General features: G+C 61.6%; 14 protein-coding genes. 2 read left to right on the forward strand and 12 right to left on the reverse strand.

Annotated features, from left to right (window positions below; all coding sequences use genetic code 11):
• Window positions 1-90: 90 nt before the first annotated feature.
• A complete protein-coding gene (gene rne / locus GNF76_RS10920) occupies window positions 91-3315 on the forward strand; it encodes a ribonuclease E (protein WP_155583164.1) in 3225 nt (1074 codons plus the stop codon).
• Between the two features lie 67 nt (window positions 3316-3382).
• Here the strand turns inward: rne and GNF76_RS10925 are convergent, their stop codons facing one another.
• From GNF76_RS10925 to GNF76_RS10980, 12 genes are all read right to left on the reverse strand, one after another.
• Entirely contained in the window at window positions 3383-3967 is a 585-nt protein-coding gene (locus GNF76_RS10925) for a nucleotidyltransferase family protein (RefSeq protein WP_155583165.1), read from the reverse strand.
• Window positions 3964-4950 carry an XdhC family protein gene (locus GNF76_RS10930; protein WP_155583166.1) on the reverse strand — a complete coding sequence of 329 codons (987 nt, stop codon included), beginning with the start codon at window positions 4948-4950 and terminating at the stop codon, window positions 3964-3966. Before GNF76_RS10930 ends, GNF76_RS10925 begins: the two co-directional genes overlap by 4 nt.
• Window positions 4950-7268: a xanthine dehydrogenase family protein molybdopterin-binding subunit gene (locus tag GNF76_RS10935; RefSeq protein ID WP_155583167.1), complete on the reverse strand. Its 2319-nt coding sequence runs from the start codon at window positions 7266-7268 to the stop codon at window positions 4950-4952. Before GNF76_RS10935 ends, GNF76_RS10930 begins: the two co-directional genes overlap by 1 nt.
• Window positions 7265-7735: a (2Fe-2S)-binding protein gene (locus tag GNF76_RS10940; protein WP_155583168.1), complete on the reverse strand. Its 471-nt coding sequence runs from the start codon at window positions 7733-7735 to the stop codon at window positions 7265-7267. The genes GNF76_RS10935 and GNF76_RS10940 overlap by 4 nt, the downstream gene beginning before the upstream one ends.
• A gap of 257 nt (window positions 7736-7992) precedes the next feature.
• Complete coding sequence (murB, locus tag GNF76_RS10945) at window positions 7993-9012, reverse strand: UDP-N-acetylmuramate dehydrogenase (RefSeq protein WP_155583169.1); 1020 nt, start codon at window positions 9010-9012, stop codon at window positions 7993-7995.
• Entirely contained in the window at window positions 9009-9473 is a 465-nt protein-coding gene (locus GNF76_RS10950; RefSeq protein ID WP_155583170.1) for a low molecular weight protein-tyrosine-phosphatase, read from the reverse strand. Before GNF76_RS10950 ends, murB begins: the two co-directional genes overlap by 4 nt.
• A complete protein-coding gene (kdsB, locus tag GNF76_RS10955) occupies window positions 9473-10237 on the reverse strand; it encodes a 3-deoxy-manno-octulosonate cytidylyltransferase (RefSeq protein WP_155583171.1) in 765 nt (254 codons plus the stop codon). Before kdsB ends, GNF76_RS10950 begins: the two co-directional genes overlap by 1 nt.
• Complete coding sequence (locus GNF76_RS10960) at window positions 10234-10419, reverse strand: Trm112 family protein (protein WP_003174668.1); 186 nt, start codon at window positions 10417-10419, stop codon at window positions 10234-10236. Before GNF76_RS10960 ends, kdsB begins: the two co-directional genes overlap by 4 nt.
• 24 nt (window positions 10420-10443) lie before the next feature.
• Window positions 10444-11454 (reverse strand): tetraacyldisaccharide 4'-kinase, encoded by a 1011-nt coding sequence (gene lpxK, locus GNF76_RS10965; protein ID WP_155583172.1) that lies wholly within the window; start codon window positions 11452-11454, stop codon window positions 10444-10446.
• Window positions 11454-11882 (reverse strand): ExbD/TolR family protein, encoded by a 429-nt coding sequence (locus GNF76_RS10970; RefSeq protein ID WP_178123273.1) that lies wholly within the window; start codon window positions 11880-11882, stop codon window positions 11454-11456. Before GNF76_RS10970 ends, lpxK begins: the two co-directional genes overlap by 1 nt.
• Window positions 11879-12514 carry a MotA/TolQ/ExbB proton channel family protein gene (locus GNF76_RS10975; RefSeq protein ID WP_178123274.1) on the reverse strand — a complete coding sequence of 212 codons (636 nt, stop codon included), beginning with the start codon at window positions 12512-12514 and terminating at the stop codon, window positions 11879-11881. The genes GNF76_RS10970 and GNF76_RS10975 overlap by 4 nt, the downstream gene beginning before the upstream one ends.
• 75 nt (window positions 12515-12589) lie before the next feature.
• Window positions 12590-14851 (reverse strand): DNA internalization-related competence protein ComEC/Rec2, encoded by a 2262-nt coding sequence (locus GNF76_RS10980; RefSeq protein ID WP_379652556.1) that lies wholly within the window; start codon window positions 14849-14851, stop codon window positions 12590-12592.
• A gap of 135 nt (window positions 14852-14986) precedes the next feature.
• On the opposite strand from GNF76_RS10980, the gene GNF76_RS10985 reads away from it, so the two are divergent.
• Complete coding sequence (locus GNF76_RS10985; RefSeq protein WP_155583174.1) at window positions 14987-15502, forward strand: DUF2062 domain-containing protein; 516 nt, start codon at window positions 14987-14989, stop codon at window positions 15500-15502.
• The last annotated feature ends 1 nt before the right edge of the window (window position 15503 follow it).

Consider the following 15503-nt stretch of genomic DNA (forward strand, 5'->3'; position numbering starts at 1 on the left):
TCTTGACGCACCTGACACCGACCGTGAGAAGTCGTGTGTGCCGAACGCCGTTTCCGGCAGCCCGGAAACCGACGGTACAACATGAAAAGAATGCTGATTAACGCAACTCAACCCGAAGAGTTGCGTGTTGCACTGGTAGATGGCCAACGCCTCTACGACCTGGACATCGAGTCCGGTGCACGCGAGCAGAAGAAGGCCAACATCTATAAAGGCCGGATTACTCGCATCGAACCAAGCCTTGAGGCTGCCTTTGTCGATTTCGGCTCCGAGCGCCACGGCTTCCTGCCCCTCAAAGAAATCTCCCGCGAATACTTCAAGAAAGCTCCTGAAGGCCGCGTGAACATCAAGGACGTCCTGAGCGAAGGCCAGGAAGTCATCGTTCAGGTAGAAAAAGAAGAACGTGGCAACAAGGGCGCCGCCCTGACCACCTTCATCAGTCTGGCTGGCCGTTACCTGGTCCTGATGCCGAACAACCCACGTGCCGGTGGTATTTCTCGCCGCATCGAAGGTGAAGAGCGCAACGAACTGCGTGAAGCACTGAACGGCCTGATCGCTCCGGCCGACATGGGCCTGATCGTGCGCACTGCCGGCCTGGGCCGCAGCAGCGAAGAAATGCAGTGGGACCTCGATTACCTGCTGCAACTGTGGACCGCCATCAAAGAAGCGTCCCTGGACCGTTCCGCGCCATTCCTGATCTACCAGGAAAGCAACGTGATCATCCGCGCCATCCGCGATTACCTGCGCCAGGACATCGGCGAAGTGCTGATCGACAGCGTTGAAGCCCAGGACGAAGCCCTGACCTTCATCCGCCAGGTGATGCCGCAGTACGCCAGCAAGATCAAGCTGTACGAAGACAGCGTTCCGCTGTTCAACCGTTTCCAGATCGAAAGCCAGATCGAGACCGCCTTCCAGCGCGTCGTCGAATTGCCTTCCGGTGGCTCCATCGTTATCGATCCGACCGAAGCCCTGGTGTCCATCGACATCAACTCGGCGCGCGCTACCAAAGGCAGCGACATCGAAGAGACCGCCCTGCAGACCAACCTGGAAGCGGCTGAAGAAATCGCCCGCCAGCTGCGCCTGCGTGACATCGGCGGCCTGATCGTCATCGACTTCATCGACATGACTCCGGCCAAGAACCAGCGCGCCGTGGAAGAAAAAGTCCGCGAATGCCTGGAAGCTGACCGTGCCCGCGTACAAGTCGGCCGTATCTCGCGCTTCGGCCTGCTGGAGATGTCCCGCCAGCGCCTGCGTCCATCCCTGGGCGAAAGCAGCGGTATCGTCTGCCCGCGTTGCAACGGCACCGGCATCATCCGTGACGTTGAATCGCTGTCCCTGGCCATCCTGCGCCTGATCGAAGAAGAAGCCCTGAAAGACCGCACTGCTGAAGTGCGCGCCCAGGTGCCGATCCCGGTGGCCGCGTTCCTGCTTAACGAAAAACGCAACTCGATCACCAAGATCGAACTGCGCACGCGTGCCCGCATCGTCATCCTGCCGAACGATCACCTCGAGACGCCGCACTTCGAAGTGCAGCGCCTGCGTGATGACAGCCCGGAAGCCCACACCAATCAGTCCAGCTACGAAATCGCTGCTGCCGCTGCCGAAGTGGAAGAAGTCCAGCCAGCTGCTGCGACCCGCACCCTGGTTCGCCAGGAAGCGGCCGTCAAGACCGCGCCAGCCCGTGCCAACGCACCGGTTCCGGTTGAAGCCGCAGCTCCGGTTGCCGCGCCAGCCGTCATGCCTGAACCAAGCCTGTTCAAGGGCCTGGTGAAGTCGCTGGTCAGCCTGTTCGCTACCAAGGAAGAGCCAGTGGCTCCGACTGTGGCCGAGAAGCCAGTCACCGAGCGTCCTGCCCGCAACGAAGAGCGTCGCAACGGTCGCCAGCAGAGCCGTAACCGCAACGGTCGTCGTGACGAAGAGCGCAAGCCTCGCGAAGAACGTGCTCCGCGTGAAGAACGCGCACCACGTGAAGAGCGTCAGCCACGCGAAGCCCGTGAAGAAACCCCGGCCGTAGCCCGTGAAGAACGTGCACCACGCGCGCCTCGCGAAGAGCGCGCACCGCGTGCACCTCGTGAAGACCGCAAGCCACGTGGCGAGCGTGAAGAACGCGTGCGTGAACTGCGCGAACCTCTGGATGCCGCTCCAGCCGTGGCCACTGCCGTCACTGCCGAAGAACGCCCAGCGCGCCAGCCTCGTGAAGAACGTGCTCCACGCGCACCGCGTGAAGAGCGTCAACCTCGCGCCGAGCAAGCTGCAGCCGCCAGCGAAGAAGAACTGCTGTCCAACGACGAGCAGCAACAGGAAGACGGTCAGGAGCACGCCGAAGGCGATCGCCCACGCCGCCGCTCCCGTGGCCAGCGTCGTCGCAGCAACCGTCGCGAGCGTCAACGCGATGCCAACGGCAACGTGATCGAAGGCTCGGAAGAAACTGGCGAAGCGACTGAAGACAATACCAGCGAACCGACTGGCGCCGAACTGGCTGCCGGCCTGGCCGTTACCGCTGCCGTTGCCAGCTCGGTCATCAGCGCACCTGCTGAAGCCCAGGCCAATGAGCAAGCCGAACGCGCTACCGCTGCGGTCCAGGAACATACTGTTGTAGAAACGCCCGTCGTTGAAGCACCAGTGGTTGAAGCAACGACTCCAGTCGAAGCGCCAGTTGTTCCGGAAGTGGAAGTTGCACCGGTTCGTGAAGTTCGCCAAGCGCTGCCGGAAGTTGAAGTGGCTGCCGAACCTGCTGTGGTTGCCGAGCAACAGCCAGTGGTTGAAGCTGCCGTCGAAGCGCCTGTCGCCGAGCCGACGCCTGTAGTGCGCGAAGTTCGCGAAGAACAGACTGCATTCCAGTGGACGCCCGAGCCAGCCGTTGCAGTCGAAGCACCAGCACCTGCTCCGGTCGTAGAAGAAGCTCCAGCGCCAGTCGCCGAAGTGGTTGCTGCCGAGCCAGTCGCCGTTGTTGCCGAGCCAGCGCCCGTCGTAGAAGCGCCAGTCGTTGCCGAAGCCACTCCAGTGGTAGAAGCCGCCCCTGTCAGCGCCCTGACCGAAAATGGTCGTGCGCCGAACGACCCACGTGAAGTGCGTCGTCGCAAGCGTGAAGCCGAGCGTCTGCAGAAGGAAGCCGAACAGGCTGCCGTTGCTGCTCCGGTCGTTGCCGAAGCTGCACCGGTTGTGGCTGAAGTCGTCGAGGCATCCGTCCCGGCAGTTGAAGCTGTGGTTGAGCACACCGCCCCCGCCATCGACGAGAACCTGCGTTCCGTTGAGGAAGTGGTCGAGCACAACCCTAAAGCCCTGGAAGAAGAGCACGAGCCTAAACCCCTCGCCTGATTCCATCGGCCACTAAAAAGCCCCGCCTGAGTGATCAGGCGGGGCTTTTTTATGCCTGCTGTATCCATTACCGATAATGCAATGCCTCTGGCACGTCCACATCCCACAGCACGCCCGGATCATCGACCGGCACTTCCAGCACCAAGGCCTGGGCAAACAAGGGCTTTGCTCCTCTATCCCCGGTCAGCGCCATCAGGGCAGGTCCGAACGAACGGCCAAACCCTACGGGGTGACCATACTGACCCTCATGCACGGGGACACTGATGCCGTCCTCCTCAACTCCGGCCGCCACTTGCTCGATACTCGACGGCAGGACAAACGGCATGTCGCCCAGCACCACCAACCATCCTGCGCAAGCACCACTGCCCGCTACCGCCGCCGCGATGCTGTCGCCCATGCCGGTCGAGGACACAAGCAACACTTCACAGCCATGGACCTGCGCCAGGCGAATGACTTCGGATCGATCAGGCGACGTCACCACACAGCGTTTGGCAACATTGACTGGCAGATTGACCAACACCTGCTCAATCACCGATCGCGTAACGCCATCACGGCCCACACAAGGCGCCAGCAGCTTGTCCTGATCCATCTGCGCACGAAAACGACTGCCCTGCCCCGCCGCCAGGACAATCGCGGTGATTGGCCCCGTCAACTGACCGTCGCCTGTAACGGCTTTTTCTGCAACAGGTCCACGCCATTCTTGATGGCCACAATCTCCGCCATCAATGACAACGCGATCTCCGCTGGCGTATGACTGCCGATGTGCAAACCAATAGGCCCATGCAGGCGCTCAATGGCTTGCGGCGCCAGGCCCAACGTCGCAAGGTTTTCCCGACGCTTTTGGCTATTGACCCGCGAACCCAGGGCGCCAATGTAGAACGCCCTGGAGTTCAACGCGGTGAGCAGCGCCATATCATCCAGGCGCGGATCATGGGTCAGCGCAACAATCGCCGTGCGCTCATCCGTCTGGATGTTCAACACCGCCTCATCGGGCATGCCCGGCACAAAGCGTCCGTGCTGCTCCTCCCAACCGTAGACAAACTCCTTGCGCGGGTCGCAGATCAGCACTTCGAAATCCAGCAGCCGGGCCATTTCCGCCACGTAGCGTGACAATTGACCGGCGCCGATCAACAACAGACGCCAGCGCGGCCCATAAATGGCGCGCAGTCGTTCGCCGTCAAACGTCAGCGTGTCGGTCTTGCTCGCACCGCTCAAGGTCACTTCGCCCGTGGTCAGGTCCAACTCCCGTGCGACAATCTCATGGGCCTCACAACGCGCCAGCAGTTCAGCTACCCAGGCCGGGTCACCTACCCGCTCTTCAGTCAGGCGCAAGGTCCCACCGCAGGGCAGGCCAAAACGTGCCGCTTCATCGCGGGTGACGCCGTAGGTCACTAACTGCACCGGCGGCCCGTCTTCGGGCAGGCGGCCATCCTGCAAGCGGGCGATCAGATCATCCTCAATGCAACCACCGGAGACCGAGCCAATCACCACCCCGTCCCCGCGCAAGGCCAGCATGGCTCCCGGCGGCCGGGGCGCGCTGCCCCAGGTCTGGACCACGCTGTACAACACCACCCGCTGTCCGGCGCGGCGCCACGCAAGCACGCTGCGCAGGACATTCAGATCGACGCTGTCCATCAGGCCTTCGCCTCCTGCCAACCCTGCAACTGATAACGCACCGGCAGGTTGCGGATGCGTTTGCCGGTGGCGGCAAAGATCGCATTGCATAGCGCTGGCGCAATCGGCGGCACACCCGGCTCACCGACGCCCCCAAGGGGCACGTCGCCTTTGGGAGTCACCAGATGCACCGCCACTTCCTTGGGCGCCAGGGACATGCGCGCCACTTCGTACATATGGAAGTTGTCCTGCTGAACCTTGCCGTCCTTGAAGCTGATTTCCCCCAGCACCGCATTGCCCAGGCCCATGACGCAAGCGCCTTCGAACTGCGAGCGAATGCGCTCCGGGTTGATCTGCGGGCCGCAATCCACCGCAATGTCGGCCTTGTGCACGATCAAGGTGCCATCATCTTTGACTTCAACCTCAATCACTGCGGCCACATAGGTGACGAAGCTGTAGTGCACCGCTAAACCAAGGCCGCGCCCTTTGGGCAAGGTGCGCCCCCAGCCGGCGGCCTTGGCAGCGGTTTCCAACACACCACGCAAACGTGCAGTGTCGATGGGATAACGCTCAGGGGATTCGCCGTAGTTCCATTCGTCGCTCAGGGTCTTGGGATCGATCTGACGGTCCGGGCCCAGGAGTTTGAGTTGGTACTTCAGCGGATCCTGGCCGGCCTTGTGGGCCAACTCATCGACAAAACTCTGGATCGCAAAGCCGTGGGGAATGTTCGATACCGAGCGATACCAGCCAACCCGGGTATGGGCTGCTGCCTCGGGGTTTTCCAGGCGCACATTAGGGATCGCGTAGGCCATGTTGGTAAAGCCCATGCCCAACTCGAACGGCGCCTCATGGTTCATCCCCGGGGCAAACAACGCAGTGATGCTCGGCGCCACCGTACGGTGCAGCCAGGCCGATGGCATGCCGTCCTTGTTCAGCCCGGCCTTGAGGTACTCGGCGGACACGGTATGGAAATAGGAGTTATGGATATCGTCTTCACGGGTCCATTGCACACGCACGGCCTTGCCCGGGAACTCCTTGGCCAGCACGGCAGCCTCGACGATGAAATCCGGTTTCGATTTACGCCCAAAGCCCCCGCCCAACAGCGTGACATTGAAGGTGACGTTATCGAAAGGCAGGCCCAACCGCTCGGCAATCCGCTCGCGGGTCACTTGCGGCGCCTGGCTCGGGGCCCAGGCTTCGCATTGCCCCTTGTCATAGCGCGCAATGGCAACCATCGGTTCCATCGGCGACTGAGACAAGTGCGGCAAGTAGTAGGCCGCTTCCAGGGTACTGTCGGCATCCCCCAGGGCCTGGTCGATGCTGCCCGTGTTGCGCACCACTTTGCCTGGCTTCAACGCTGCGGCTTCCAGTACCTTGCGGTAGTCGATGGAGTTGTAGCCCGCGTTAACACCGTCATCCCAGACGATCTTCAAGGCCTCACGTCCCTTGATCGCCGCCCAGGTATTGCTGGCAATCACCGCCACGCCGCCCAAGGGTTGGAACTCCGATGGCAGCGGCCTGCTTTCGATTTCCAGGACCTTGACGACACCCGGCACTTTCAGCGCCGCGCTGGCATCGAAGGATTTGACCTTGCCGCCATAGACCTGCGGCCGCGCAATGGTGGCATAGAGCATGCCGTCAAAATGCACATCGGCACCGTAGACCGCCCGGCCGTTGACGATGTCGGCACCATCAATGGCCTTGGTGCCCTCTTTACCGATGTAACGAAACTCCGAGGGTTGCTTGAGACGCAGGCTGTCCCGCGCCGGGACAGCCAGGGCGCCGGCCGCAGCGGCCAGGGCGCCATAGCCCAGTTCGCGGCCACTGGGCTGGTGAATCACTTTATGCAACTGCGCATGGCACTCGCCCACCGGGACCTTCCACTGTTCGGCAGCGGCCTGTTCCAGCAGGGTTCGCACGGCCGCGCCGCAACGGCGCATCGGCTCGTACCAGTGACGCATGCTGCGCGAGCCATCGGTGTCCTGGTTGCCGAAGCGCACTTCATCGCCTGGCGCCTGCTGGACTTTCACCAGTGCCCAATCAGCGTCCAGTTCATCGGCCACCACCATGGTCAGGCTGGTGCGTACGCCCTGGCCCATTTCCGAGCGGTTGCAGATCACCGTCACGGTGCCGTCGGTGGCAATGCTGACGTAAACCTTGGGGTCATCGATCACACCATGAGGCATGGCATCACCGCCGTATTTCTTCACCTCTTCGGCAAACGCATCCGGCAAGCCCCAACTGGCAGCGACCACCAAGGCACCGGTGACGCCAACGCCTTTGAGGAAGCCGCGGCGGCTGAGGTTATTCAGGACGAAATCAACAGGTAACCGGTTCATGCCTTGGCCTCCTGCAAATGAGTCGCGGCCTGACGGATCGCAGTCTTGATGCGATTGTAGGTGCCGCAGCGGCAGATATTGCCGACCATCGCCTCTTCAATTTGCTCGTCGCTGGGGTTGGGATTGGTTTTCAGCAACGCAGTGGCAGACATGATCTGCCCGCCCTGGCAGTAACCGCACTGGGCCACAGCGGTATCCAGCCAGGCTTGCTGGACCACTTGGCCGATGGGGTCGTTATGCAGGTTATCGATGGTGCTGATGTTCTGGCCCTTGACCGAGCCAATCGGCGTGATGCAACTACGGGCCGGGGAACCGTCGATATGAATGGTGCACGCACCACACAGGCCCATGCCACAACCGAATTTGGTGCCGTTGTAGCCCGCCACGTCGCGGATCGCCCATAACAGCGGCATATCTTCGGTGACGTCCAGTGGATGGTCTTGACCGTTGAGCTTCAGGGTAATCATGGGCACGCCCGCATATTTATTGGGTTATGGGGTCGAGCAATCTGCCGCTTGAGGCAAGCGGAATCGGTTCATGCAGATGGCTCAGGCTAATCGGGCTCTCTTGTGAAGACGGATCTTCACCGGGCCCTTGATGAACGGCATCTATGCAGCAAAAAAGCATCGTTAGTCAGCTAAGTTAACTCACCTGGCATTACCGTGTGAAGAGAACAAAAAAGCCCTGCAATGCAGGGCTTGATCAGTCAAAAAAGAAGCTTAGCTCAATAGCGATTAGGCTCCATTTCCAAGTCAACCTTGAAGCGCTGGGCGATGTCCTGCTGGATCCGTTGCGCCAGGTTGGAAATTTCCAACCCCGTAGCGCCGCCGTAGTTGACCAGTACCAGGGCCTGCAAGCGATGCACACCGGCGTCCCCCTCGCGAAAACCTTTCCAACCGGCCTTGTCGATCAACCAGCCGGCAGCCAGTTTCATTTGCCCGTCCGCCTGAGGGTAAGCCACCAGGTCCGGGTATAAGCCTTGTAACTCGGCAGCCAGCGCCTGGGAAACCAATGGGTTCTTGAAGAAACTACCTGCGTTACCCAGCACTGCAGGGTCTGGCAGTTTCTCGCTGCGAATGCTGCATATCGCCCGGCTGACATCGCTGGGCGTCGCCAGAGTAACCCCTTGCTCAGTCAGTCGTTGCTGTACCGGGCCGTATTCCAGCTTCAAGTGCACAGCACGACTCAGGGCAAAACGTACCCGCAAGATCAGCCAGCGCCCGACTTCGTGCTTGAACAGGCTGTCGCGGTAAGCAAAGTTACATTCAGCCAAACTGAAGTCCCGCAGTTCGCCGGTCTGGCGATCCAGGGCGGTCAGGCCAGAAAACACGTCCTTGATCTCCACCCCGTAAGCGCCGATGTTCTGCATCGGTGCAGCACCTACCGTGCCGGGAATCAGGCTGAGGTTTTCCAGACCGGAAAAACCGTGCTCCAGCGTCCACAACACAAATGGGTGCCATGTTTCGCCAGCTTCGGCTTCGACCACGACATGCACACCATCATCGTGAAGTATCCGAATACCCTGGGTGGCCATGCGCAGCACCACGGCGTCGATGTCCTGGGTCAGCAACAGGTTGCTGCCACCGCCAATCACCAGCAAGGGCAGTTGTTGCCCGGCCGCATAAGCCAGGGCCTCACGCACGTCGGCGTCACTGTGGGCCTGTGCAAACAACCGGGCGCGCACATCGATGCCAAAGCTGTTGAACGGCTTGAGCGAAACCTGCGCTTGCACGTGCAAGGTCATAACCGTCCCTTCAATTCAATCACCAACAAATCACAGGCGCGCTCGATCAGGTCCAATACCTGTTCGAATCCTTGCTCGCCCTCGTAGTACGGATCTGGCACTTCATCCACCACCGAGTCGTAGCGGCGCAGGAACAGGTCCAGCTCCGCCTTGCCCTGGGCCGGTTGCATCGCCTTGAGGTTGCGCAGGTTGCTGTGGTCCATGGCCAGAATCAGGTCATACCGGGAAAAGTCGGCACGAGACACCTGCTGGGCACGCTGGGCCGACAAATCGTAGCCCCGCTGCAACGCCGCACGCTGGCTGCGTTTGTCCGGGGCCTTGCCAATATGCCATTCGCCGGTGCCGGCGGAGGCCACCTCGACCTGGGTAGCCAACCCCGCCTCACGTAGCTTGTGGCGCAATACGCCTTCGGCGGTGGGTGAGCGGCAAATGTTGCCCAGGCAGACGAACAGAACTTCCATCAAGCCCCCAGCAGGCGGCGCACGCGCTCGAGGTCTTCAGGGGTATCGACACCGGCCGGCGGTGCTTCCAGGGCATCACCCACATGGATCCGCACACCGTGCCACAGGGCACGCAGTTGCTCCAGGGACTCGGTGTTTTCCAGCCAGCACGGGCCCCAGCTGACGAAGTCATGGAGGAAGCCGGCGCGGTAGGCGTAGATGCCGATGTGGCGGCGGTAAGGCACACCCGTCGGCAGCACATCACGACTCCTGGCGAAGTCATCTCGCGCCCACGGCAAGGTGGAACGGCTGAAGGTCAGGGCCAAACCATTGATATCACTGACCACTTTCACCACGTTCGGGTTGAACAGGGTTTCAATGTCTTCGATCGGTTCAGCCAGGGTCGCCATGCGTGCTTCGCCATGGGCCGCGAGGTTAGCAGCCACCTGGTCGATGACCCCGGGTGGGATCAGCGGTTCGTCGCCTTGCACATTGACCACAATGGCATCAGGTGCCAGCCCAAGCTGCGTGGCCACTTCGGCCAGACGGTCGGTGCCGGAGTTGTGGTCTTCACGTGTCAATACCGCTTCGGCGCCAAAGCCCTTGCAGGCTTCGAGGATGCGCAGGTCATCGGTGGCCACGACCACACGCTCGGCGCTGCTCTTGCAGGCCTGTTCCCAGACCAACTGGATCATCGGCTTGCTGCCGATCATCTGCAGGGGTTTGCCCGGCAGGCGGGTGGAGGCGTAGCGGGACGGAATGACAACGGTGAAGGCGGTGGTCATTTATCCAGGCGCTCGTCGGTGGTCAAGGTGCGGGCTTCGCTTTCCAGCATCACCGGAATGCCATCGCGGATCGGGTAGGCCAGGCCAGCGCCCTTGCTGATCAGCTCGGTTTTGTCGGCGCTGAGCTTGAGTGGGCCTTTGCAGATCGGGCAAGCGAGGATGTCGAGCAGTTTGGTGTCCATGAGTGTTTCCTGGAGAGCAACGTGTTAAGGCAATAGACGGGCGGGCAGCAGACGCATCAACTGCGTGTCGAACCAGGCGATAAACGCCGGTGACGGTACCGCATCCACCGCAAGGTACCACCAGTCGGGCCGGGCAAAGGCGCGGCACTTCACCGCGTCCTTTTCAGTCATGACCAGCGGCAATGCCGGTGTGAAATTCAGGACCTCGGCGCTGTAGGGCGCGTGGTCGGCAAAAGCATGGGGTAGCGCCAGCCAGTGTAGCGTTTCAAGGGTCTTGAAGAAACGTTGCGGGTTGCCAATGCCAGCCACGGCATGAATGCGCTGCCCCACCGGAAAATGGTCGACGGGCTTGCGCTCGCCGCTTTGCAGGTTGACCAGGGCGCTGGGCAGCAGGCGGAAGGCAAAACCATCGTCACGGTCCACGCCGGCGCCGTTATAAAGAAGCGCGTCGACACTTTGCAAACGCTCGATCGGCTCGCGCAACGGACCAGCCGGCAGGCAATGACCATTACCCAGACCTCGGGCGGCATCGATCAATACCAGCTCCAGGTCACGGGCCAGACGGTAATGTTGCAGGCCGTCATCGGACAGGATCAGGTCCAGCGTCTCGCTGGCCAGCAGCGCCTGCACTGCACGGCTGCGGTCGGGGTCGATCATCAGCGGGACACCGCTGCGCTGGACGATCAACAAGGGCTCATCCCCCGCCACTTCAGCGCTGTGACTGGCTTCCACACGCCAGGGCAATTGCGGCGGCTTGGCACCATAACCACGGCTGACCACGCCCACGCGCAAACCGGCGCGCTGGCAGTGCTCGATCAGCCAGAGAATCAAGGGTGTCTTGCCAGTGCCACCGACGGTGATATTACCGACCACGATCAACGGTACCGGCGACTGGTAGATCTCACCCTCGCCCGCCAGGAAGCGCTCGCGCTTGCGCCGCACCACCCGGCGATAGAGCCATTCCAGTGGCTGCAGGAGCTTGAGGGCCGGATGGCCCGCGTACCAGGCATTGAGCAAACGATCGGACATGGCCATCAGGGTTGCTTCGCCGCCTCGACAGTGGTCATGCGCAAATGGCTGAAACCGAGCTTGCCGGCGGCATCCATGGCCGTGATCACGGCCTGATGCTGGGTCTTGCCGTCGGCACTGATGGACAGTGGCTGGCTGGTATCACCGCCGGACGCCTTCTGCAGCGCGTCCATCAAGCCGGCCAGGTCGTTTTTCTCCAGCAACTGGTTATTCACCGAGAAGATGCCATCAGCGCTGATGGCGATGTCCAATTGCTTGGCTTGCGAGTCTTCAGCAGGCGAGCCGCTGACCGCTTCCGGCAGGTCGACCCGCAGTTGGGTTTCCCGGGTAAAGGTGGTGGTGACGACAAAAAACAGCAGCAGGATAAACACCACGTCGATCAACGACGCCAGGTTGATATCGACGTTTTCCCGTTGCTTGCGGCGAAATTTCACGCTTTGCCCCCAACCAGGTCTACGTCACGGTCACCCTGCACCACTTCCACCAGTTTGATGGCTTCCTGCTCCATACCCACCACCAGTTCATCGATCCGGCGTTGCAGGAAGCGGTGGAAGAACACCGAAGGAATACCCACCATCAGGCCCGCGGCCGTGGTGATCAAGGCCTTGGAAATACCTCCCGCCAATACGGCGGCGTTGGTGGTCATGCCCGAGCCCATGAAGGACGAAAAGATATCGATCATGCCCAACACCGTACCCAGTAGCCCAAGCAGCGGCGCCATGGCGGCGATGGTGCCCAGGGCATTGATATAGCGCTCCAGCTCATGAATGACCCGGGCGGCGGCCTCTTCGATGCACTCTTTCATGATCTCTCGACCATGCTTGGAGTTGGCCAGGCCTGCGGCGAGGATTTCCCCCAGGGGCGAATTGGCCCGCAGTTCCTTGAGCTTTGCCTTGTCCAGCTGCTTGTCTCTGATCCAGCCCCAGACCTGCCCCAGCAGATGCTCCGGGGTCACGCGACTGGCCCGCAGGGTCCACAGGCGTTCAGCGATGATGCCGAGTGCGGCGATGGAACTCAAAATGATCGGCAACATCATCCAGCCGCCGGATTTGACCAATTCCCACACAGTGCATGCCCCCTCGAAAAAGTGCGCCACTTTAGCATAGAGGCTTAGCCGGAAGGGCTAGCCCGCCCACGCACATCATGTCGCAGGTACCCGGTCTTTGGTAACGCCGGATTGCGCCGGGGGGGCGCGCCAGAAGCGACGTTGACTGCGAGCAGCGACCGGTGGCTGGAAGGTGCCCAGCTGCAGGCGCAACGCGCCCTGTTCGGCGCTGTCATAAATCGTGCTGCCCAGCGCCTGATAACGCGCTATGACCTGCGGATGGGGATGGCCGAAAGCGTTGCCACGGCCCCGTGAAATCAACACCGCCGTGGGCGCGAGCTGCTGGAGAAACGGCCATGAGGAGGAGCTTTGGCTCCCATGGTGGGGCGCCTGCAGCCAATCGGTGTGCACCGCCAGCGAAGTCGCGAGTAATGCCCGCTCGGCGTCGCGATCGATATCGCCAGTCAGCAGCAACCGCTCGCCCTTGGCCTGTACCAGCAGCACACAGGATTTCTGGTTGCCGTTGGTCGCATCCGGCCATTGCCATAGCTCGAACGTCACACCGTCCCACTCCCACTGTTCCCCGCTGATACAGGGTTGAACGCTCAGGAAGGCCGGCAGCCCATCGGTTTCCCCGCCTACTACCCGCTTGATCGGCAGCCCGCGGGCAATAGCGGCCGCGCCACCGGCATGATCGGCGTCGGCGTGACTGAGCAGCATCACGTCCAGCCCCGTGACACCGGACTTGCGCAATGCAGGCAGGACGACCCGCGCGCCGAGGTCAAATTCGCCAAACCGGGGCCCGGCGTCGTACAGCAACGTGTGGTTGCGAGTACGGAGTAGAATTGCCAGCCCCTGCCCGACGTCCAGTTGCAGGACATCAACCTGGCCATGAGGCACCGATTCGCGCGGCGGGAACACCGCCAACAGCAGCATCGGCCAACCCAACAGGCGAAACGGCACGCCCTTGGGCAGCAATAGCAGCACCGCACCCAACAGGCTCACCAGCCAATAGCCGATGGGCACCTCGGCGGGCGTCCACGCCGGCAAGCGTTGCGCCAACAGGTCCAGGCCCCTGAACAGCCAATCGAGCGCACCACCCGCCAGCCACAGTAAGCCCTCGCCTATAAAGGGCAACGGCAATGACGCAGTCCCCAATAATGCCAACGGCAACACCACCAGGCTGATCCACGGTACGGCAAACAGATTGGCCAATGGGCCGCTGAGACTAATGGGCAAGCCAAGGATCAGCAGCACCGGGAACAGACCAATAGCTATCAGCCATTGGGCACGGGTCCATGCTTGCCAGGGTTTCCAGGGCCCCAGCCGGCCACTGAAGACCAGGATCAGCACAGCGACGGCCGCAAATGATAGCCAGAACCCCGGCTGCAAGCTGGCCAGCGGTTCCAGGATCAGCACGCCGTTGAGCGCCAGCAACAGCGGCCACCAGATCCCCAGATGACGAAACCGCAGACGCCACAGCAACACCAGCCCCACCATGACACAGGCCCGTTGCACCGGTACCTGAAACCCCGCCAGCACGCCGTACCCCAGCGCGGCGCCAAACGCCAGGCCACACGCCCAAGGCAACCACGGCAGCCGCCCGGGCCAGCAGCCATAACGAGCAAGACCTGCCACCAGCCCGTAGATCAACCCCGCCAACAACCCGATATGCTGGCCGGAAATGACCAGCAGGTGGACGGTGCCCGTGTCCTGTAATGTCCGCCAGTCCTGCGTCGCCAAGCCCGAACCATCCCCCAGCACCAACGCCGCCAGACCGGCCTCGCGGCCCTGGGCATCCACCGTCAACAGACGCTGGCGGATCGCATCACGTAAGGCGTGCCGAGCGGGGGCCAGACGCTGGCCGTCCTTGATCGAACCGGTAGCACCAATACGCTGGGCCAACAGCCAGGCTTCATAGTCAAAGCCATGGCCATTGAGCAACCCGGAAGGACGCTTGAGGGTAACCACCAGTCGCCAGCGCTCGCCGCTATGAACCGACGGACCACCATGCCAGGTCACGCGGATGCGTTTGGGTAGCTTGTCTTTGCGCGACCGACTGTCGGCCAGTTCAAAGCGCACCACCCCATCGGCCTGTTGCGGCAGCCCGATGACACGACCTTCCAGCCAGCGGGTCTGCCCGTCCAGCGAAGGCGACAGCCGATCATCCAGGGCCCACTGCGCACTGAGGCAGGCCCAGCTCAACCCCAGCAGGAAAAACGCCAATGGGTAGGTGCGAAACGGTAACAGCATCAATGCCAACATCGGCATGGCCAGCAACCACCCGGTCGACGGCAGTGCCGGCAAAAAACGCAGAGCAAGCAATCCCACTGCGAGTGCGAACATCCCTGTTCTCATAGGTCATTCCTTGAAAGTGACCTCTCGAGTGTTAGCTGCCCCCACCGCGCAGACTATGATCTTTTGTCACAAAGTCTGAATTTCCTGTTCGTAAAATGCAGTCATACTTGCCCCTCGAACTGACCTGGACCCCTTATGCCACGGCGCTTATTCAAACGGTACATGCCCGATCCGACCAGTATCAGGGAACACAAATCCTTACGCTTTCTCGGTAAGTTGCTGCATGACCCGAACCTCTGGCACCTCAACCGCCACTCGGTTGCCCGGGCCATGGCGGTCGGCCTGTTCGCCGCGTTTATTCCCATGCCACTGCAAATGCTGTTGGCCGCCGTCCTGGCCATCGCGGTACGCGGCAATATGCCCATTGCGGTGAGCCTGGTGTGGCTGACCAACCCGATCACCATGCCACCCATATTCTTCTGCACCTATATGACCGGGGCATGGCTGATGAATCTCCCCCCCCGCAGCCTTCCCGACGAATTGACCTGGGAGTGGATCAGCGGGCAGTTGTCGACGCTCTGGCAACCCTTCCTGTTGGGCTCGGTGGTGATGGGATTGGTGCTGGGCGCCCTGGGCTATTGCTTGACCATGCTGTATTGGCGCTGGTGGGTCGCGCGGCAGTGGAAGAAGCGCAAGTTGCGCAGGCCCTGAC

This window comes from Pseudomonas spelaei (genome assembly GCF_009724245.1).
Taxonomy (GTDB): Bacteria; Pseudomonadota; Gammaproteobacteria; order Pseudomonadales; family Pseudomonadaceae; genus Aquipseudomonas; species Aquipseudomonas spelaei.

Excerpts from the sequence above, each read along its gene's own strand:
- rne (WP_155583164.1), top strand. The coding sequence starts at position 91 with ATGCTGATTAACGCAACTCAACCCGAAGAGTTGCGTGTTGCACTGGTA.
- GNF76_RS10930 (WP_155583166.1), bottom strand. The coding sequence starts at position 4,950 with ATGGACAGCGTCGATCTGAATGTCCTGCGCAGCGTGCTTGCGTGGCGC.
- GNF76_RS10935 (WP_155583167.1), bottom strand. The coding sequence starts at position 7,268 with ATGAACCGGTTACCTGTTGATTTCGTCCTGAATAACCTCAGCCGCCGC.
- GNF76_RS10940 (WP_155583168.1), bottom strand. The coding sequence starts at position 7,735 with ATGATTACCCTGAAGCTCAACGGTCAAGACCATCCACTGGACGTCACC.
- murB (WP_155583169.1), bottom strand. The coding sequence starts at position 9,012 with ATGACCTTGCACGTGCAAGCGCAGGTTTCGCTCAAGCCGTTCAACAGC.
- GNF76_RS10950 (WP_155583170.1), bottom strand. The coding sequence starts at position 9,473 with ATGGAAGTTCTGTTCGTCTGCCTGGGCAACATTTGCCGCTCACCCACC.
- kdsB (WP_155583171.1), bottom strand. The coding sequence starts at position 10,237 with ATGACCACCGCCTTCACCGTTGTCATTCCGTCCCGCTACGCCTCCACC.
- GNF76_RS10960 (WP_003174668.1), bottom strand. The coding sequence starts at position 10,419 with ATGGACACCAAACTGCTCGACATCCTCGCTTGCCCGATCTGCAAAGGC.
- lpxK (WP_155583172.1), bottom strand. The coding sequence starts at position 11,454 with ATGGCCATGTCCGATCGTTTGCTCAATGCCTGGTACGCGGGCCATCCG.
- GNF76_RS10980 (WP_379652556.1), bottom strand. The coding sequence starts at position 14,851 with ATGAGAACAGGGATGTTCGCACTCGCAGTGGGATTGCTTGCTCTGCGT.
- GNF76_RS10985 (WP_155583174.1), top strand. The coding sequence starts at position 14,987 with ATGCCACGGCGCTTATTCAAACGGTACATGCCCGATCCGACCAGTATC.